This is a genomic window from Serratia sp. 22278 (assembly GCF_052045405.1).
Lineage (GTDB): Bacteria > Pseudomonadota > Gammaproteobacteria > Enterobacterales > Enterobacteriaceae > Serratia > Serratia marcescens.
Map to the genome: position 1 here is coordinate 1 of NZ_JBQEOW010000023.1, position 17458 is coordinate 17458.

The 17458-nt window shown below is 59.1% G+C and carries 19 protein-coding genes and 1 pseudogene; 18 read left to right on the forward strand and 2 right to left on the reverse strand.

Annotation, left to right across the window (positions count from 1 at the left end):
• Positions 1–75: 75 nt before the first annotated feature.
• Together ACTJJ6_RS23200 and tauD are read left to right on the forward strand one after the other, a co-directional pair.
• A pseudogene (locus ACTJJ6_RS23200) lies at positions 76–303 on the forward strand (taurine transporter subunit); the annotation flags it as partial.
• Complete coding sequence (gene tauD, locus ACTJJ6_RS23205; RefSeq protein ID WP_016930337.1) at positions 300–1148, forward strand: taurine dioxygenase; 849 nt, start codon at positions 300–302, stop codon at positions 1146–1148. The pseudogene ACTJJ6_RS23200 and the gene tauD, both read left to right, overlap by 4 nt.
• A 3-nt stretch (positions 1149–1151) precedes the next feature.
• On the opposite strand, the gene ACTJJ6_RS23210 is transcribed toward tauD, so the two are convergent.
• Positions 1152–3065 (reverse strand): ABC transporter ATP-binding protein, encoded by a 1914-nt coding sequence (locus ACTJJ6_RS23210; RefSeq protein WP_016930336.1) that lies wholly within the window; start codon positions 3063–3065, stop codon positions 1152–1154.
• Between the two features lie 129 nt (positions 3066–3194).
• Here ACTJJ6_RS23210 and kefG point away from each other — a divergent pair, with 129 nt between their 5' ends.
• The 7 genes from kefG to ACTJJ6_RS23245 all read left to right on the forward strand — a co-directional run bounded on the left by kefG (position 3195) and on the right by ACTJJ6_RS23245 (position 10332).
• On the forward strand, positions 3195–3746 hold the full coding sequence (gene kefG / locus ACTJJ6_RS23215) for a glutathione-regulated potassium-efflux system ancillary protein KefG (protein WP_028127618.1): 552 nt from the start codon (positions 3195–3197) through the stop codon (positions 3744–3746).
• Positions 3747–3748: 2 nt separating this feature from the next.
• Entirely contained in the window at positions 3749–5557 is a 1809-nt protein-coding gene (gene kefB, locus ACTJJ6_RS23220) for a glutathione-regulated potassium-efflux system protein KefB (RefSeq protein WP_015379275.1), read from the forward strand.
• A gap of 14 nt (positions 5558–5571) precedes the next feature.
• Positions 5572–5775: a YheV family putative zinc ribbon protein gene (locus ACTJJ6_RS23225; protein ID WP_015379274.1), complete on the forward strand. Its 204-nt coding sequence runs from the start codon at positions 5572–5574 to the stop codon at positions 5773–5775.
• A 112-nt stretch (positions 5776–5887) separates the two neighbouring features.
• On the forward strand, positions 5888–6475 hold the full coding sequence (slyD, locus tag ACTJJ6_RS23230; protein ID WP_004930407.1) for a peptidylprolyl isomerase: 588 nt from the start codon (positions 5888–5890) through the stop codon (positions 6473–6475).
• A 92-nt stretch (positions 6476–6567) separates the two neighbouring features.
• Positions 6568–7596 carry a LacI family DNA-binding transcriptional regulator gene (locus ACTJJ6_RS23235; protein ID WP_016930333.1) on the forward strand — a complete coding sequence of 343 codons (1029 nt, stop codon included), beginning with the start codon at positions 6568–6570 and terminating at the stop codon, positions 7594–7596.
• 122 nt (positions 7597–7718) lie between these two features.
• On the forward strand, positions 7719–9158 hold the full coding sequence (gene nhaC, locus ACTJJ6_RS23240; RefSeq protein WP_440803997.1) for a Na+/H+ antiporter NhaC: 1440 nt from the start codon (positions 7719–7721) through the stop codon (positions 9156–9158).
• 1 nt (position 9159) lies between these two features.
• Positions 9160–10332: a MalY/PatB family protein gene (locus tag ACTJJ6_RS23245; RefSeq protein ID WP_110147473.1), complete on the forward strand. Its 1173-nt coding sequence runs from the start codon at positions 9160–9162 to the stop codon at positions 10330–10332.
• Positions 10333–10347: 15 nt separating this feature from the next.
• On the opposite strand, the gene ACTJJ6_RS23250 is transcribed toward ACTJJ6_RS23245, so the two are convergent.
• Complete coding sequence (locus ACTJJ6_RS23250) at positions 10348–10575, reverse strand: SlyX family protein (RefSeq protein WP_004930414.1); 228 nt, start codon at positions 10573–10575, stop codon at positions 10348–10350.
• A 356-nt stretch (positions 10576–10931) separates the two neighbouring features.
• On the opposite strand from ACTJJ6_RS23250, the gene fkpA reads away from it, so the two are divergent.
• From fkpA to ACTJJ6_RS23295, 9 genes are all read left to right on the forward strand, one after another.
• Positions 10932–11771, forward strand: coding sequence for an FKBP-type peptidyl-prolyl cis-trans isomerase (fkpA, locus tag ACTJJ6_RS23255; RefSeq protein ID WP_016930330.1), 840 nt, complete (start codon positions 10932–10934; stop codon positions 11769–11771).
• Positions 11772–12143: 372 nt separating this feature from the next.
• Entirely contained in the window at positions 12144–12866 is a 723-nt protein-coding gene (locus ACTJJ6_RS23260) for a helix-turn-helix transcriptional regulator (RefSeq protein ID WP_004930418.1), read from the forward strand.
• Entirely contained in the window at positions 12866–13255 is a 390-nt protein-coding gene (gene tusD / locus ACTJJ6_RS23265) for a sulfurtransferase complex subunit TusD (RefSeq protein WP_016930329.1), read from the forward strand. The genes ACTJJ6_RS23260 and tusD overlap by 1 nt, the downstream gene beginning before the upstream one ends.
• Before the next feature lie 7 nt (positions 13256–13262).
• Positions 13263–13622: a sulfurtransferase complex subunit TusC gene (tusC, locus tag ACTJJ6_RS23270; RefSeq protein WP_016930328.1), complete on the forward strand. Its 360-nt coding sequence runs from the start codon at positions 13263–13265 to the stop codon at positions 13620–13622.
• A 9-nt stretch (positions 13623–13631) separates the two neighbouring features.
• Positions 13632–13919, forward strand: coding sequence for a sulfurtransferase complex subunit TusB (gene tusB / locus ACTJJ6_RS23275; protein ID WP_019456119.1), 288 nt, complete (start codon positions 13632–13634; stop codon positions 13917–13919).
• 143 nt (positions 13920–14062) lie between these two features.
• Positions 14063–14437 carry a 30S ribosomal protein S12 gene (rpsL, locus tag ACTJJ6_RS23280; protein WP_004930426.1) on the forward strand — a complete coding sequence of 125 codons (375 nt, stop codon included), beginning with the start codon at positions 14063–14065 and terminating at the stop codon, positions 14435–14437.
• A 96-nt stretch (positions 14438–14533) separates the two neighbouring features.
• Positions 14534–15004 carry a 30S ribosomal protein S7 gene (gene rpsG, locus ACTJJ6_RS23285; RefSeq protein ID WP_004956203.1) on the forward strand — a complete coding sequence of 157 codons (471 nt, stop codon included), beginning with the start codon at positions 14534–14536 and terminating at the stop codon, positions 15002–15004.
• A 93-nt stretch (positions 15005–15097) separates the two neighbouring features.
• Positions 15098–17212 carry an elongation factor G gene (gene fusA, locus ACTJJ6_RS23290; protein ID WP_028127620.1) on the forward strand — a complete coding sequence of 705 codons (2115 nt, stop codon included), beginning with the start codon at positions 15098–15100 and terminating at the stop codon, positions 17210–17212.
• Positions 17213–17282: 70 nt separating this feature from the next.
• On the forward strand, positions 17283–17458 hold a 176-nt coding region (locus ACTJJ6_RS23295; RefSeq protein WP_016831079.1), incomplete at its 3' end, for a GTP-binding protein.

Below are 17458 nucleotides of genomic sequence, written 5' to 3' on the forward strand. Positions count from 1 at the left end.
GCTTCATAGATCATGCCCGGCTGCCGTTCGATGAAATGGCTCAATGCGTCGGCGCGCTGCGGTTGGTAATGCTCAACCGGCATCCGCATCGGGCTGGGCGTCGGCTGGTCGACGCTGGTGGCCGCCGAACTGATCGCCGCCACGCGCGGCCTGGGATTTATGGTGCAATCCGCCGGTGAGTTTTTGGCGACCGACGTAGTGTTGGCCGGCATCGGCGTGATTGCGGTGATTGCATTTGGGTTGGAGCTGGGGCTGCGCGCCCTGCAGCGCCGACTGACCCCGTGGCATGGAGTACAGCAATGAACGAACGTCTGAATATCACCCCGCTGGGGCCTTACATCGGGGCGCTGGTGGAAAACGTCGAGTTGGCCCGGCCGCTGGGCGACGGCCAGTTTGAACAGCTTTATCATGCGCTGCTCAAGCATCAGGTGCTGTTCTTCCGCAACCAGCCGATCACGCCGCTGCAGCAGCGCGATCTGGCCGGCCGCTTCGGCGATCTGCACATCCATCCGGTCTATCCGCACGCCACCGACGTGGAAGAGATCATCGTGCTCGATACCCACGACGACAACCCGCCGGACAACGACAACTGGCACACCGACGTGACCTTTATCGAGAACCCGCCGCTGGGAGCGATCCTGGCGGCCAAGACGCTGCCTGCCACCGGCGGCGATACGCTGTGGGCCAGCGGCATCGCCGCCTATGAGGCGCTGTCGGCGCCGTTCAGAACGCTGCTCGCGGGGCTGCGCGCGGAGCATGATTTCACCAAGTCGTTCCCGGAGCACAAGCATCGCGGCAGTGAAGAGGAGCATCAGCGCTGGCAACTGGCGGTGCAGAAAAACCCGCCGCTGCTGCATCCGGTGGTGCGTACCCATCCGGTCAGCGGCCGGCAGGCGCTGTTCGTCAATGAAGGGTTCACCACGCGGATCGTCGATCTGGCGCCGAAGGAGAGCGACGCTTTGCTGAACTTCCTGTTTGCTCACATCACCAAACCGGAGTTTCAGGTGCGCTGGCGATGGCAGGAAAATGACGTGGCGATCTGGGATAACCGCGTGACGCAGCACTACGCCAACGCGGATTATCTGCCGCAGCGGCGCATCATGCACCGCGCGACCATTCTGGGGGATAGGCCTTTTTACAAAGCCTGAGGCTTAGGCGTCGAACGCCTGCGTTAACTGCTCCAGCTGTTCCTGCGCATCCAGCCAGGTCATTTCCGTCTCTTCCAGCGCGGATTTGGCCTGGCTTTGCTTTTGCAGGCAGTCGGTCAGTTCGGCCTTGCGGCTGATGTCGTACAGCGCGGGATCCGCCAACTGCTCTTCCACCGCCGCCAGCTCGGCGCCCAGTTTTTCCATCTGCTGTTCCAGCTTGGCGATCTGCTTGCGCAGCGGTTGGGTTTGCGTACGGAACTCCGCCTCGCGGCGTTTTTGATCCTTGCGCGCCTGCGCGCTGTTGCCGCCGCTCTCTTTTTCCGGTGCGTCCTGCTGGCTTTCCTGGCGCTGCAGGTCGACAAGCCACTGCTGGTAGTCGTCGAGATCGCCCTCGAAAGGCTCGACCTGACCGTCGTGTACCAGGTACAGATCGTCGGTAGTGGAACGCAGCAGGTGACGGTCGTGCGATACCACCACCAACGCGCCTTCGAAATCGATCAGCGCCTCGGTCAGCGCCTGACGCATGTCGAGATCCAGGTGGTTGGTCGGTTCATCGAGCAGCAGCAGGTTAGGGCGCTGCCAGACGATCAGCGCCAGCACCAGCCGCGCCTTCTCGCCGCCGGAGAAACGTTCGGTCACTTCGCTGACCTTGTCGCCCTGGAAGCCGAAACCGCCCAGGTAATCCCGCAGCTGCTGCTCAAGCACCCGTGGGGCGATGCGGCTTAGGTGCTGCAACGGCGATTCGTCGGCGCGCAGGAATTCCAGCTGGTGCTGGGCGAAGTAACCCAGCTTGATGCCTTTCGCCAGACCTATCTCGCCGCTCAGCGGCTCAAGGGTGCCGGCCAGCAGTTTGATCAGCGTCGATTTCCCGGCGCCGTTGCGGCCGAGCAGGCCAATGCGCGAGCCGGGCACCAGGTTCAGCTTGATTGATTTCAGGATCACTTTATCGCCATATCCGGCGCTGACTTTTTCCATGCGCAGCAGCGGGTTCGGCAGGCTTTCCGGCGGACGGAAGCTGAAGGTGAACGGGTTGTCGACGTGCGCCGGGGCGATCAGCTCCATGCGCTCCAGCATCTTGATGCGGCTCTGCGCCTGCTTGGCCTTGGTGGCCTGCGCGCGGAAACGGTCGATATAGCTTTGCAGGTGCGCCACTTTTTCTTGCTGATGCTGATAAAGCGACTGTTGCTGCGCCAATTTGGTGGCGCGCTGGCGCTCGAACGACGAGTAGTTGCCGGTGTATTCGTTCAGGGTCTGCTGTTCGATATGCAGGATTTTGTCGACAATCGGATCGAGGAAGTCGCGATCGTGCGAGATCAGCACCAGCGTGCCGGGATAGTTTTTCAGCCAGCGCTCCAGCCAGATCACCGCATCGAGATCCAGGTGGTTGGTTGGTTCGTCGAGCAGCAGGAGGTCGGAACGGCACACCAGCGCCTGCGCCAGGTTAAGACGCATACGCCAGCCGCCGGAAAAGTCGCGCACCGGGCTTTGCAACTGTTCGTTGGAGAAGCCGAGACCGTGCAGCAGGCTGGCGGCGCGGGAGCGGATGGTCCAGGCGTCGATGGCGTCCAGCTTGCCGTGCAGGGTGGCGATGGCGTGGCCGTCGTTGCGATCGTTGGCCGCCTGCAACTCGGCTTCAAGCTGGCGAAACTCGCGGTCGCCGTCGATAACATACTCGATCGCCGGCACGTCCAGCGCCGGCGTCTCCTGGTTGACCCAGGCCAGCGCCCAGTTGCCGGGGAAGGTGAAGCTGCCGCCGTCCGCCGCGATCTCGCCCTTCAGCAGTGACAACAGCGTGGATTTGCCACAGCCGTTTTTGCCCACCAGGCCGACCTTCTGACCTGGATTAACCGTCGCCGTGGCGTTGTCCAGCAGGACGCGGATGCCGCGTCGGATTTGTAGCGAGGAGAATACAATCATAAAGCGCCGTATGTTCAGAGTATGTTAAATTATCATTAAGGTAACAGAACGCGCACCGCGCGCTGTTTTTGTCTTTGCGATGCATGGTAACGGAAAACCGCTACCCTGACGACGCTTTGGAGGGGAATGATGTCGCAGCCGCCCAAGGTCTTGCTGCTGTATGCCCATCCGGAATCTCATGACTCGGTGGCGAACCGGGTTTTGCTTCGACCGGCGCAGCAGTTGGAACATGTCACCGTGCACGATCTCTACGCGCACTATCCTGATTTTTTTATCGATATCCATCACGAACAACAGCTGCTGCGTGAGCATCAGGTCATCGTGTTTCAGCACCCTCTGTACACCTACAGCTGCCCGGCGCTGCTGAAGGAGTGGCTGGATCGCGTGCTGGCGCGCGGCTTCGCCAGCGGCGTGGGCGGCAATGCGCTGGCGGGCAAATACTGGCGCTCGGTGATCACCACCGGCGAGCCGGAAGGCGCCTACCGCACCGGCGGTTATAACCACTATCCGATGGAAGATATCCTGCGGCCGTTCGAGTTGACCGCCGGGATGTGCCATATGCACTGGTTGACGCCGTTCGTGGTCTATTGGGCGCGGCGGCAAAAGCCGGAGGTGCTGCGCAGCCACGCGGACGCCTACGGGGAATGGCTGAGCCACCCGCTGCCGCATGGAGGGCGGTGATCATGGAAGGATCGACCTTACTGACCGCCATTTTGCTGTTCCTGTTCGCCGCGGTGGTGACGGTGCCGATCGCTCGTCGTCTGGGGATTGGCGCGGTGCTGGGCTATCTGATCGCCGGCATCGCCATCGGCCCGTGGGGGTTGGGCTTCATTCGCGACGTCGATGAGATCCTGCACTTCTCCGAGTTGGGCGTGGTGTTCCTGATGTTCATCATCGGCCTGGAGCTGAATCCCAGCAAGCTGTGGGAGCTGCGGCGCTCGATTTTCGGCGCCGGCGCCGGCCAGGTGTTGATCACCGCGGCGGTGCTGGGCGCACTGCTGTACCTGACGCACTTCGCCTGGCAGGCGGCGGTGATCGGCGGTATCGGCCTGGCGATGTCTTCCACCGCCATGGCGCTGCAGCTGATGCGCGAAAAGGGCATGAACCGCAACGAAGGCGGACAGCTGGGTTTCTCGGTGCTGCTGTTCCAGGATATGGCGGTGATCCCGGCGCTGGCGTTGATCCCCATTCTGGCCGGCGCCGGCGGCACCAGCGACGACTGGGCGAAGATCGCGCTCAAGGTGGCGGCGTTTGGCGGCATGTTGATCGGCGGCCGTTTCCTGCTGCGGCCGCTGTTCCGCTATATCGCCGCTTCCGGCGTGCGCGAGATCTTCACTGCCGCGGCGCTGTTGCTGGTGCTCGGCTCGGCGCTGTTTATGGAGACGCTTGGCCTGTCGATGGCGCTCGGCACCTTCATCGCCGGGGTGCTGTTGGCGGAGAGCGAATACCGCCACGAGCTGGAGATTTCTATCGAGCCGTTTAAAGGGCTGCTGCTGGGGCTGTTCTTTATCTCGGTGGGCATGGTGTTGAATATCGGCGTGCTCTACACCCATCTGGCCGAGGTGTTGATCGGCGTGTTGGCGCTGGTGGCGGTCAAATCCGGCGTGCTCTACGGGGTGTCGCGGCTGTTCGGCCTGCGTAGTTCGGTGCGCCTGCAGTTTGCCGGCGTGCTCAGCCAGGGCGGCGAGTTTGCCTTCGTGCTGTTTTCTGCGGCGGGCGCGCAAAAGGTGCTGCAGCCGGATCAACTCTCTTTGCTGCTGGTGGTGGTGACGCTGTCGATGATGACCACGCCGCTACTCATGCAGGCCATCGACCGCATTTTGGCGCGCCGCTACAACGCCAAAGGCGAAGACGAGGAGACGCCGTACGTAGAGGACGACGATCCGCAGGTGATCATCGTTGGCTTCGGGCGTTTCGGCCAGGTGATCGGCCGCCTGTTGATGGCCAACAAAATGCGCATTACCGTACTGGAACGCGATGTCAGCGCCGTCGGCGTGCTGCGGCGTTACGGATATCAGGTTTATTACGGCGACGCCACCGAGCTGGAGCTGTTGCGCGCGGCGGGCGCCGAAAAGGCCAAGTCGATCGTGATCACCTGCAATGAGCCGGAAGACACCATGGAGATCGTGCGGTTGTGCCAACAGCACTTCCCGAATCTGAGCATTCTGGCGCGGGCACGCGGCCGCGTGGAGGCGCATGAGCTGCTGCAGGCGGGCGTGAAACAGTTCAGCCGCGAAACCTTCTCCAGCGCGCTGGAACTGGGGCGCAAGGCGTTGATGGAGTTGGGCATGCACCCGCATCAGGCCTTCCGCGCCCAGCAGCATTTCCGCCGCCTGGATATGCGCATGCTGCGTGAACTGATGCCGCCGCATCAGGGCGACGTGGCGCAAATTTCCCGCGTGAAAGAGGCGCGGCGCGAGCTGGAAGAGCTGTTCCATCGCGAAATGCAAAAAGAAAGTCGCCAGTTCGACGGCTGGGACGAATACGAATAAGCGGGAGCATAACGATGTCTGCAACACGTAAGAGATTTATCGCCGGGGCGGTGTGCCCGAGCTGTAGCGCCATGGATACGTTGGCGGTATGGCGGGAGGATCAGGTGGAAGTGGTGGAGTGCGTCAAGTGCGGCCACCATCAGCGCCAGACCGAACAACAGGTGGAAAAACACGTTCGCCCGCAAGAGCAGGTGATCGGCATTTTCCAGCCGAAGTAGCGTTTTTTTATCCCGGAGGGTACAGCGAGGCAGATTTCCGTTACAATCTGTCCGGAAAAGGCGCGCATCCCGATAACGGTGCGCGTCCTAGTAGCCAACGGTAGGAGATATCATGAAAGTAGCAAAAGACTTGGTGGTCAGCCTGGCTTACCAAGTACGTACAGAAGACGGTGTTTTGGTTGATGAGTCTCCGGTGAGCGCACCGCTGGACTATCTGCACGGGCATGGTTCTCTGATCGCAGGTCTGGAAAAAGCGCTCGAAGGCCACGACGTTGGCGATCGTTTTGACGTTCACGTCGGCGCGAACGACGCGTACGGCAACTACGACGAAAACCTGGTGCAGCGCGTACCGAAAGACGTCTTCATGGGCGTTGACGAACTGCAGGTCGGCATGCGTTTCCTGGCTGACACCGATCAGGGCCCGGTACCGGTTGAAATCACCGAAGTTGACGGTGACCACGTGGTGGTTGACGGCAACCACATGCTGGCCGGCCAAAACCTGAACTTCAACGTGGAAGTTGTCGCGATCCGCGAAGCGACCGCAGAAGAGCTGGCGCACGGTCACGTACACGGCGAGCACGACCATCACCACGAGCACGGTGAAGGCTGCTGCGGCGGTCATGGCCACAGCCACGATCACGACCATGGTCACGACCACGGTAAAGGCGGTTGCGGTAACGGCGGTTGCGGCTGCCACTAAGCAGAACGCAATCCCGAGACAAGAGGGCGGCCATTGGCTGCCCTTTTTTATGCGCGGCGCACCAGGCGCCGAACGGCACAACAGGACATGCCATGGCCACCATGAAAGACGTTGCGCGCCGCGCCGGCGTTTCCACGGCCACCGTCAGCCGGGTGATCAATAATACCGCCTACGTTGAACCGGTGACCCGCGAACGCGTCGAGAAAGCGATGCGCGAGTTTAACTACCACCGCAACGCCGCCGCGCTGGCGCTGGCGAAAAGAAGCGGCAATATGCTGGGGTTGCTGACCGGCAACCTCGACGATCCGTTTTTCTCACGCCTGGCGCGGGGCGTGGAAGACATCACGCGGCAGGCCGGCGTGCGTTTGATGTTGTGCAGCGGCGGGCATCAGGCCGAACTGGAAAAAAGCGGCCTCGACTTTCTCATCAATCAGGGATGCGAAGCCATTGTGGCGCACGTCACGCGCATGGGAGAAGAGGAGCTGCTGCGCTACGCCGCCCACACGCCCGCGCTGGTGCTGATCAATCGCTACCTGCCGGCCATCGCCAATCGTTGTATTTGGCTCGACAATGCCAAGGCGGCGCAGGCGGCGACCAAGCTGCTCATTCGTCAGGGGCATCGGAGAATCGCCTGCGTGACGACGGATCTGCCGATCGACGACCGCGCGCAGCGGTTAGCGGGTTACCGCCAGGCCATGGCCGCCGGCGGCATTGAGGTGCCCGGCAGCTGGATCATCAGCGTGCCCTTTAATGAAAGAGGGGGCGAACTGGCGGCCGAGCGCGTGCTGGCCAGCGACCAACGCTTCACCGCCGCAGTGACGTTCAACGACGTGATGGCCGCCGGCATGATGCGCACCTGCCACCAACGGCAAGTTCCGTTGCCTGAAGCGCTGTCGATCGTCGGTTTTGACGACATTGCCCTGGCGAAATACCTCCACCCCGCGTTGACCACCGTGCATTACCCCATAGAGAAAATGGCCCGACGTGCCGCGCGTCTGGCGCTACAAATCCACAGCGGCAGCGACGTCGCGCCGCAGAACAACCGCTTTTCGGCTGAACTTATCCTGCGAGACTCCGTCGCCGATGGTGAGAGGCCTGAGCAAAGCAAGCGCGGCGAATGAGAGGCGGTTCACATAACGCCATCTCATGAAACCGATTACATGGCCAGTGGCCTGCGCTCACATCCTCCGATTACCGAAGCCATTACGCTGTTGCAGTACCCCCTCTTCAACAGGAGCCGTATATGGATAATAAGAAAACGCTCAACCTTGGGCTGGCGACGCTGCCGATTGTGGCCATGCTGTTGCTGCTCATCATCGGCTATGGCCAGTTTGGCCTGCGCATTGAACCGCTGCTGCTGGTTTCCGCCGCCATCGCCGCCGCGTTGGCCTGGTGGCAAGGCTACCGCTGGGATGACATCATCGAGGCCATCGTGGCCAAGCTGGCTAAGGCGATGCCGGTGATCATGATCCTGATCTGCGTGGGCGGCCTGATCGGCACCTGGATGATCAGCGGCACAATCCCTTACATGGTGTATTGGGGGCTGAAGCTGATTAGCCCGCAATACATTCTGATCGCCGCGTTCTTCATCACCAGCGTGATCTCGGTGTGCACCGGCACCTCGTGGGGGGCGGCCGGCACCGTGGGCGTGGCGCTGATGGGCGTGGCCGCCGGTCTGGACGTGCCGCTGGCTGCCGCGGCCGGGGCTGTGGTGTCCGGCGCCTACTTCGGCGACAAAATTTCGCCGTTGTCCGATTCGACGAACTTCGCGGCTATCGTCGCGGATACCGATCTCTACAGCCATATCCAGCATCTGATGTACACGACGCTGCCGAGCTTCATCCTGGCCGCCGTGGTGTACCTGATCGCCGGCCACACCGGCGCGGTGGGCAGCGTGGCAACGCCGGAAAAAGTGACCGAAATCGTCAGCGCGCTTGAGGGGTTGTACCATTTCAATCTGCTGTTGATCCTGCCGCCGGTGCTGGTGCTGTGGGGCGCGGTGACCAAACGGCCGGTGATCCCCGTCATGCTGGCCGCCTGCGCGCTGGCGATCGCCATCGGCGTCGCGCTGCAGGGTTTTAGCCTGCAACAGGGGCTGAATGCGTTGATGGACGGTTTCAATCTGTCGATGTTCGCCAGCCAGGGCCATAACGTCGAAGGGATTGTCGACGATGTGCCGCGCCTGCTGAACCGCGGCGGCATGTTCTCGATGATGAGTACGATCCTGCTGGTGTTCTGCGCCTTTTCCTTCGCCGGCGCCTTGACGCTGACCGGCGCGCTGACGGTGATCATCAGCCGGCTGCTGAAAGTGGTGCACACCACCGGTCAACTGATCGCCGCTACCGTTGCCACCACCATCCTGGTGACCGGCGCGACCAGTGACGGCAAGCTGGCGCTGCTGATCCCGGCGGAGCTGTTCAAAGGCGCCTATCGACGCATGGGGCTGGACAACAAAAACCTGTCGCGCACCGTCGAAGATGCGGGCACCGTTATCGAGCCGCTGATCCCGTGGACGGCCGCCGGTATTTACATGGCGACCACGCTGGGAGTCAGCACGCTCGATCTGCTGCCGTGGGCGATCCAATGTTATGCCGCGGTGGTGTTCGCCCTGATTTATGGGTTCACCGGCTTCGGTATCGCCAAACTTCAACCTCAGAACGACTTGCAGCGTAAGGAAGCCTGACATGACGAGTCATTTCAACGCCATCATCGATCGCCACAACACCAGCTCCGTGAAGTGGGACTTCATCGACCGCTATCTGCAACTGGATGGCAGCGAACTGTTGCCGATGTGGGTGTCCGATTTCGATTTTCCATGTCCGCCAGAGGTGCAACAGGCGCTGCATCAGCGGGTGGAGCACGGCGTCTTTGGCTACAGCGAACGCGACGACGCCTACTATCAGGCGGCGATCGACTGGTTCGCCAAGCGGCACGACTTGCCGCTGCGGCGCGAGTGGTTTACGTCGATTGAAGGGGTGGTGCCCGGATTGGCGATGCTGATCCAACTGCTCAGCAAGCCGGGGGACGGCGTGGTGGTGCAGGGGCCGTATTATGGCTCGTTCGCCAAGATAGTCACCATGAACGGCCGAGAGGTGCTTGAGGATCCTCTGTTGGAAACTCCGCAGGGATATCGGATCGATTTCGACCAGTTGGCTGCCTGTCTGGCGCAGCGTAAACCGCCGCTGTTGTTGCTGTGCAATCCGCACAATCCGACAGGCCGTTGCTGGCGCCGCGATGAACTGGAGCGGCTCATGGCGCTTTGCCATGCCCACGACGTCACGGTGATCTCCGATGAAATTTGGGCCGATCTGCTGCTGCCCGGCGAGACGTTTACGTCGGTGTTGCACCTGGACGAGAAATATCGCGAGCGAGCGATTGCGGCGACGTCCGCCAGCAAAACCTTCGGCCTTTCCTCGCTGCGCATTTCGAATTTCCTGATCCCCAACGCCCGGCTGCGGCAGGGGTTTGTCGATCGGCTGAACGCCCACGGGCTGGATGTATTCAACGCGCTGTCGATGACGGCGGCGACCGCGGCCTATCAACGGGGCGCTGCCTGGCTTGATGAGCTGCTCGGCTACCTGGCGGAGAATCGGCGTTGGTTTGAGCGGGCGCTGGCGGCCGCCGCGCCCTGGTGCTCGATGACCCAGGCTGAAGGGACCTATCTCGCCTGGCTGGATTGCCGTGCACTGGGTTTGAACGATGCTGACTTACAGCAGGCGCTGGTGGCGGTGGCGAAGCTGGCGCCGTCGATGGGCAGCGGTTTCGGCCCGCAGGGGAGCGGTTTTATCCGCATCAACCTGGGGTGCCCGCGCCGGTATCTCGAGCGTGCCGTCGAAGGGCTGGCACGCCTGAAGTAACCGTACAGCGGGCCCTCAATAGTGCGGCGGAGGGGTTTCTTCCGATTGCGAGGCGATCATTGAGGTTTGGGTCGAGCGCAGCTTGTCGGTCAACATGCGCAGGTGTTCACGCATCTTCAGCATTTCCATTTGATGCTGGATGACGGTCTGGTTGAGCTCTTCGATGGTGAGCTCTTGGAAGGCCTGACGGCTCTCCAGTTCTTCAAGCCGTTGTAGCAGGCGTTGAATGTCGGCGTTGTGCATGAGGCTACCTCTGACGCGATAAAATCCTGATTCGGCGCTATGGTAACAGCTGACGCCGGGTTTGCTCGCGCTATTTCTCCAGGCGGCGCGCAACGTTGCGATCGGCAGTGTAAAGTGCTGAAAAGTTGCACGCCCGATACGCCGTTTTTTGCTAACCTCGCCGAATATTCTGCAAGAAAAATCTGATTTATCATGCGAGTAGCACGCAGGGGGAAACTTCTTGGCAAAGCGGGAGTCACACTTTGACTCGATTGGTTACCTGTGCGACTGTTTTGTTTTGTTTCAGGCAGCTATAGTAGCCCGGTTATCTTACCTAATGATTGTTTGGGGCATTGCTTCAGACACTGGAGAAATGGATGAAATCTTTGTTTAAAGTCACGCTTCTGGCAACCACCATGGCTTTTGCTCTGAATGCGACCCAGGTCATGGCAGCCGATGCCGCCAAACCGGCAGAAGCCGCTAAACCAGCAGACGCGGCGGCAGCACCGAGCACCGGCAAGTTCAAAAACGACGACGAGCAAGCCGCTTACGCACTGGGTGCGTCTCTCGGCCGTTACATGGACAACTCTCTGAAAGAGCAAGAGAAGCTGGGCATCAAGCTGGACAAAGATCAGCTGATCGCCGGCGTTCAGGACGCGTTCGCCAACAAGAGCAAGCTGAATGACGCCGACATCGAGAAGACCCTGCAGGGCTTCGAAGCGCGCGTGAAGGCTTCCGCTCAGGCGAAGATGGAACAGGACGCCAAGGACAACGAAACCAAAGGCGCCAAGTACCGCGACAGCTTCGCTAAAGAAAAGGGCGTGAAGAAAACTGAATCCGGCCTGCTGTACCAGGTAGAGAAACCGGGCGCGGGTGAAGCGCCGAAAGACAGCGACACCGTGGTAGTAAACTACAAGGGCACCCTGACCGACGGTACCGAGTTCGATAACTCCTACACCCGCGGCGAGCCGCTGTCGTTCCGTCTGGACGGCGTGATCCCTGGCTGGACCGAAGGCCTGAAGCACATCAAGAAAGGCGGCAAAATCAAGCTGGTGATCCCGCCGGCATTGGCCTACGGCAAAACCGGCGTTCCGGGCATCCCGGCTAACTCCACGCTGGTGTTCGACGTTGAGCTGCTGGACGTGAAAGCGGCGCCGAAAGCCGACGCTAAAGCCGAAAAACCGGCTGACGCGAAAGCAGACGCCAAAGCGAAATAATCTCGTCGCTCTGTTTGCCACCGCCGCGGATGCCCTCCGCGGCGGTTTTCATTTCGGCCGCCGCCGCCTCTCTCTCCATTGAACGCTTGACGCCTGCCGGGCATCGGGCTTAACGTCAATACCACGCGCAAACGCAAGGACTTTGCTCCGGTCGCTTTGCTAGACTAATAATTCTGACTTATCAGTCATGCGTCTGCCCCTTAGGGCGTGTACCTAAAATTGTTCCCGGCCGCCTCGCCCGCGGATGTCATCGTGCCGTTTATGCTGCTCTCAGCCAGCCGCGCTGCGGCGTGCCGACGACGGCAGCGATCCGGTCCGAGCGGTTTTAGCTGCGCCCCCTGGCACAGGCGATCTATGAGGGTGGTATCTTCGATGTCGAATTCGCTTTTATCCAGCGAAGCCAGCGAACTTGATTTGCTGAATGAACGTCCGTTTACTCAAACGGATCATGAAATCCTGAAATCCTATGAAGCGGTGGTCGATGGGCTGGCGATGTTGATCGGCGGCCACTGCGAGATCGTATTACACGCGCTGGAAGATCTGAACAGCTCAGCGGTGCGCATCGCCAACGGGGAACATACCGGGCGTAAAATCGGTTCGCCGATCACCGACCTGGCGCTGCGCATGCTGCACGACATGGCCGGCGACGACAGCAGCGTGTCGAAAGCCTACTTCACCCGTGCCAAGAGCGGCGTGCTGATGAAGTCGGTGACCATCGCCATTCGCAATCGCGAACAGCGGGTAATCGGTTTGTTGTGCATCAACATGAACCTCGATGTGCCGTTCTCGCAGATCATGCAGACCTTTATGCCGCCGGCCACGCAGGACGTGCCGTCGTCGGTGAATTTCGCGTCTTCAGTCGACGATCTGGTGGCGCAGACGCTGGAGTTCACCATCGAAGAGGTGAATGCCGATCGCTCGGTATCCAATAATGCCAAGAACCGCCAGGTAGTGCTCAACCTCTATGAGAAAGGCATCTTCGACATCAAGGATGCGATCAATCAGGTGGCGGATCGCCTGAATATCTCCAAACACACCGTGTATTTGTACATCCGCCAGTTCAAGAGCGGCGATCTGTTGGGAAGCGACCGTTGATGCTCGATTATTGTCTGTTGGTCACCGGCCCGGCTTACGGCACGCAGCAGGCCAGCAGCGCCTATCAGTTCGCGCTGGCCCTGCTGGCGAAAGGGCACCGGCTTTCCAGCGTCTTTTTCTACCGTGAAGGGGTGTTGAACGCCAACCAGCTGACCGCGCCCGCCAGCGATGAGTTCGACCTGGTGCGCGGTTGGGCGCAGCTGGCTCAGCAACACGGCGTGGCGCTCAACGTCTGCGTGGCCGCCGCGTTGCGCCGCGGCGTCACCGACGAGCGGGAGGCGGCGCAGCAGGGGCTGGCAAGCGCCAACCTGCAGCCCGGTTTTACCCTGAGCGGGCTGGGTTCCCTGGCCGAAGCGTCGCTAAGTTGCGACCGTCTGGTACAGTTCTGAGGATAGGATGAAACGAGTCGCTTTTGTTTTCACCCATGGGCCGCACGGCGGCGCCAGCGGCAGGGAAGGGCTGGATGCGCTGCTCGCCACGTCGGCGCTCAGTGAAGATGTGGGGGTGTTTTTTGTCGGCGATGGCGTATTGCAGCTGTTGCCGGGCCAGCAACCGGAAAAGATTTTGGCGCGCAATTACATTGCCACCTTCGGCGTGCTGCCGCTGTATGACGTGGAGCGGTGCTATCTGTGCCAGGCTTCACTGCAGGAACGCGGATTGAGCCAGGTGAACGATTGGGTGCTGGATGCGGAAGTACTGGCGCCGGACGAACTGCGCCGCGAGCTTGCCGGCTACGACGCCGTGATGACGTTTTAGGATCCTCTGATGCTGTATACCCTGAGCCATTCGCCAAACCAATGTGACTTACCTGCGCTGCTGCGCCTGACGGCGGAGGGCGACGCGCTGCTGCTGTTGCAGGACGGCGTGCTTGCAGGCCTTGCCGGCAGCGCCCATCTTGAATTGCTGCTCGCCGCCCCCATATCCCTTTATGCGTTGCAGGACGACCTGGAAGCCCGGGGATTGGTTGGTCATTTTTCGCACAAAATCACTGTCGTCGGCTATAATCACTTCGTTGAATTAACCGAACAACACCGCAGCCAAATGGCCTGGTAATGAGAGTGATGTTGTATATTTCTTGACACCCATACTGGTCAGCCCTAAAATTCTGCGTCCTCGTACTTTGCCAATAGTGCATACGAGGGGATTTATCACATGTTTACGAAGCTAGTACGAAGCAAAAACCAGGAGCTTTTTTAATGGCAACAATTAACCAGCTGGTTCGCAAACCACGCTCTGTGAAGGCTGCTAAAAGCAACGTTCCAGCGCTGGAAGCCTGCCCGCAGAAACGTGGCGTATGCACCCGCGTATACACCACTACCCCGAAAAAACCAAACTCCGCACTGCGTAAAGTTTGCCGTGTGCGTTTGACCAACGGTTTCGAAGTGACTTCCTACATCGGTGGCGAAGGCCACAACCTGCAGGAACACTCCGTAATCCTGATCCGTGGCGGTCGTGTAAAAGACTTGCCAGGTGTGCGTTACCACACCGTCCGTGGTGCACTTGACTGCTCCGGTGTTAAAGACCGTAAGCAAGCTCGTTCCAAGTACGGCGTGAAGAAGCCAAAGGCTTAATGGTTCTCCGTTAAGTAAGGCCAAACGTTTTAACTTTAATGTCAAAATAAACTCGTAGAGTTTTGGACAATCCTGAATTAACAACGGAGTATTTCCATGCCACGTCGTCGCGTAATCGGCCAACGTAAAATCCTGCCAGATCCTAAGTTCGGATCTGAGCTGCTGGCCAAATTTGTAAATATCCTGATGGTAGACGGTAAAAAATCTACTGCAGAAGCAATCGTCTATACCGCGCTGGAGACCCTGGCTCAGCGTTCTGGTAAAGATCACCTGGAAGCTTTCGAAGTCGCTCTCGACAACGTTCGCCCGACTGTAGAAGTTAAGTCGCGTCGCGTTGGCGGTTCTACTTATCAGGTACCAGTTGAAGTCCGCCCGGTTCGTCGTAATGCTCTGGCAATGCGTTGGATCGTTGATGCTGCACGTAAACGCGGTGATAAATCCATGGCTCTGCGCCTGGCGAACGAGCTGTCTGACGCAGCAGAGAACAAAGGTTCTGCTGTTAAGAAGCGTGAAGACGTTCACCGTATGGCCGAAGCCAACAAGGCGTTCGCCCACTACCGCTGGTAATCACCCGGCTGTAGTCATGCTAACCAAGCGGGCGCGTCAAATCGGCCCGCTTGGGTTAACTGAACTTGAACGCCCTAGGAATAGAGGAATCAAATGGCTCGTACAACACCCATTGCACGCTACCGTAACATCGGTATCAGTGCTCACATCGACGCCGGTAAAACCACCACTACCGAACGTATTCTGTTCTACACCGGTGTAAACCACAAAATCGGTGAAGTTCATGACGGCGCTGCCACCATGGACTGGATGGAACAGGAGCAGGAGCGTGGTATTACCATCACTTCTGCAGCGACTACTGCCTTCTGGTCTGGTATGGCCAAGCAGTTCGAACCGCATCGCGTAAACATCATCGACACCCCAGGGCACGTTGACTTCACCATCGAAGTAGAACGTTCCATGCGTGTGCTGGATGGCGCGGTAATGGTTTACTGTGCTGTTGGTGGTGTTCAGCCACAGTCTGAAACCGTATGGCGTCAGGCTAACAAATACAAAGTGCCACGTATCGCGTTCGTTAACAAAATGGACCGCATGGGCGCTAACTTCCTGAAAGTTGTTGGCCAGATCAAATCTCGTCTGGGCGCCAACCCTGTTCCTCTGCAGCTGGCTATCGGCGCAGAAGACAAATTCACCGGCGTTATCGACCTGGTGAAGATGAAGGCGATCAACTGGAACGAAGAAGACGCAGGCGTAACCTTCGAATACGAAGACGTGCCGGCTGACATGATGGATCTGGCTGAAGAATGGCGCCAGAACCTGATCGAGTCCGCTGCGGAAGCTTCCGAAGAGCTGATGGAAAAATACCTGGGCGGCGAAGAGCTGACCGAGGAAGAAATCAAATCCGCTCTGCGTCAGCGCGTGCTGAACAACGAAATCATCCTGGTTACCTGTGGTTCTGCGTTCAAGAACAAAGGCGTACAGGCGATGCTGGATGCGGTAATCGAATACCTGCCGGCACCAACTGACGTTCCTGCGATCAACGGTATCCTGGACGATGGCAAAGACACTCCGGCTGAGCGTCACGCAAGTGATGACGAGCCGTTCTCTGCGCTGGCGTTCAAAATCGCTACCGACCCGTTCGTGGGTAACCTGACCTTCTTCCGCGTGTACTCCGGCGTTGTTAACTCCGGCGACACCGTGCTGAACTCCGTTAAGGCTGCGCGCGAGCGTTTCGGCCGTATCGTTCAGATGCACGCCAACAAGCGTGAAGAGATCAAAGAAGTTCGCGCAGGTGACATCGCCGCTGCGATCGGTCTGAAAGACGTGACCACCGGGGACACCCTGTGTGATCCAGACTCTCCAATCATCCTGGAGCGTATGGAATTCCCTGAGCCGGTAATCTCTATCGCCGTTGAACCAAAAACCAAAGCTGACCAAGAAAAAATGGGTCTGGCTCTGGGCCGTCTGGCTAAAGAAGACCCGTCATTCCGCGTATGGACTGACGAAGAGTCTAACCAGACCATCATCGCCGGTATGGGTGAACTGCACCTCGACATCATCGTTGACCGCATGAAGCGTGAATTCAACGTTGAAGCTAACGTGGGCAAACCTCAGGTAGCTTACCGCGAAGCGATTCGCGCGAAGATTACCGATGTTGAAGGTAAGCACGCCAAGCAGTCTGGTGGTCGCGGTCAGTACGGTCACGTTGTGATCGACATGTACCCACTGGAGCCGGGCTCTAACCCGAAAGGTTACGAGTTCATCAACGACATCAAAGGTGGTGTAATTCCTGGCGAATACATCCCTGCCGTTGATAAAGGTATCCAGGAGCAGCTGAAGTCTGGTCCGTTGGCTGGTTACCCGGTAGTAGACATGGGTATTCGTCTGCACTTCGGTTCTTACCACGACGTTGACTCCTCTGAACTGGCGTTTAAACTGGCCGCGTCTATCGCCTTTAAAGAAGGCTTTAAGAAAGCGAAACCAGTTCTGCTTGAGCCTATCATGAAGGTTGAAGTTGAGACTCCAGAAGAGAACACCGGTGACGTTATCGGTGACTTGAGCCGTCGTCGCGGCATGCTGCGCGGTCAGGAATCTGAAGTGACTGGCGTTAAGATCCACGCTGAAGTACCGTTGTCCGAAATGTTCGGCTACGCAACTCAGCTGCGTTCTCTGACTAAAGGTCGCGCATCATACACCATGGAATTCCTGAAGTATGATGATGCACCGAACAACGTCGCTCAGGCCGTAATCGAAGCCCGTGGCAAATAAGCCGCAGGGTTAAAACCAAAGTCCCGTGCTCTCTCCAGAAGGGGAGAGCGCTATAGTAAGGAATATAGCCGTGTCTAAAGAAAAATTTGAACGTACAAAACCGCACGTTAACGTTGGTACTATCGGCCACGTTGACCACGGTAAAACTACCCTGACTGCAGCGATCACCACCGTACTGGCTAAAACCTACGGCGGTTCTGCACGTGCTTTCGACCAGATCGATAACGCGCCAGAAGAAAAAGCTCG

Excerpts from the sequence above, each read along its gene's own strand:
- ACTJJ6_RS23250 (WP_004930414.1), bottom strand. The coding sequence starts at position 10,575 with ATGCACAACGCCGACATTCAACGCCTGCTACAACGGCTTGAAGAACTG.
- rpsL (WP_004930426.1), top strand. The coding sequence starts at position 14,063 with ATGGCAACAATTAACCAGCTGGTTCGCAAACCACGCTCTGTGAAGGCT.
- fkpA (WP_016930330.1), top strand. The coding sequence starts at position 10,932 with ATGAAATCTTTGTTTAAAGTCACGCTTCTGGCAACCACCATGGCTTTT.
- ACTJJ6_RS23235 (WP_016930333.1), top strand. The coding sequence starts at position 6,568 with ATGGCCACCATGAAAGACGTTGCGCGCCGCGCCGGCGTTTCCACGGCC.
- fusA (WP_028127620.1), top strand. The coding sequence starts at position 15,098 with ATGGCTCGTACAACACCCATTGCACGCTACCGTAACATCGGTATCAGT.
- tusC (WP_016930328.1), top strand. The coding sequence starts at position 13,263 with ATGAAACGAGTCGCTTTTGTTTTCACCCATGGGCCGCACGGCGGCGCC.
- tauD (WP_016930337.1), top strand. The coding sequence starts at position 300 with ATGAACGAACGTCTGAATATCACCCCGCTGGGGCCTTACATCGGGGCG.
- ACTJJ6_RS23245 (WP_110147473.1), top strand. The coding sequence starts at position 9,160 with ATGACGAGTCATTTCAACGCCATCATCGATCGCCACAACACCAGCTCC.
- kefG (WP_028127618.1), top strand. The coding sequence starts at position 3,195 with ATGTCGCAGCCGCCCAAGGTCTTGCTGCTGTATGCCCATCCGGAATCT.
- ACTJJ6_RS23225 (WP_015379274.1), top strand. The coding sequence starts at position 5,572 with ATGTCTGCAACACGTAAGAGATTTATCGCCGGGGCGGTGTGCCCGAGC.
- tusD (WP_016930329.1), top strand. The coding sequence starts at position 12,866 with ATGCTCGATTATTGTCTGTTGGTCACCGGCCCGGCTTACGGCACGCAG.
- rpsG (WP_004956203.1), top strand. The coding sequence starts at position 14,534 with ATGCCACGTCGTCGCGTAATCGGCCAACGTAAAATCCTGCCAGATCCT.
- ACTJJ6_RS23210 (WP_016930336.1), bottom strand. The coding sequence starts at position 3,065 with ATGATTGTATTCTCCTCGCTACAAATCCGACGCGGCATCCGCGTCCTG.
- slyD (WP_004930407.1), top strand. The coding sequence starts at position 5,888 with ATGAAAGTAGCAAAAGACTTGGTGGTCAGCCTGGCTTACCAAGTACGT.
- nhaC (WP_440803997.1), top strand. The coding sequence starts at position 7,719 with ATGGATAATAAGAAAACGCTCAACCTTGGGCTGGCGACGCTGCCGATT.
- tusB (WP_019456119.1), top strand. The coding sequence starts at position 13,632 with ATGCTGTATACCCTGAGCCATTCGCCAAACCAATGTGACTTACCTGCG.
- ACTJJ6_RS23260 (WP_004930418.1), top strand. The coding sequence starts at position 12,144 with ATGTCGAATTCGCTTTTATCCAGCGAAGCCAGCGAACTTGATTTGCTG.
- kefB (WP_015379275.1), top strand. The coding sequence starts at position 3,749 with ATGGAAGGATCGACCTTACTGACCGCCATTTTGCTGTTCCTGTTCGCC.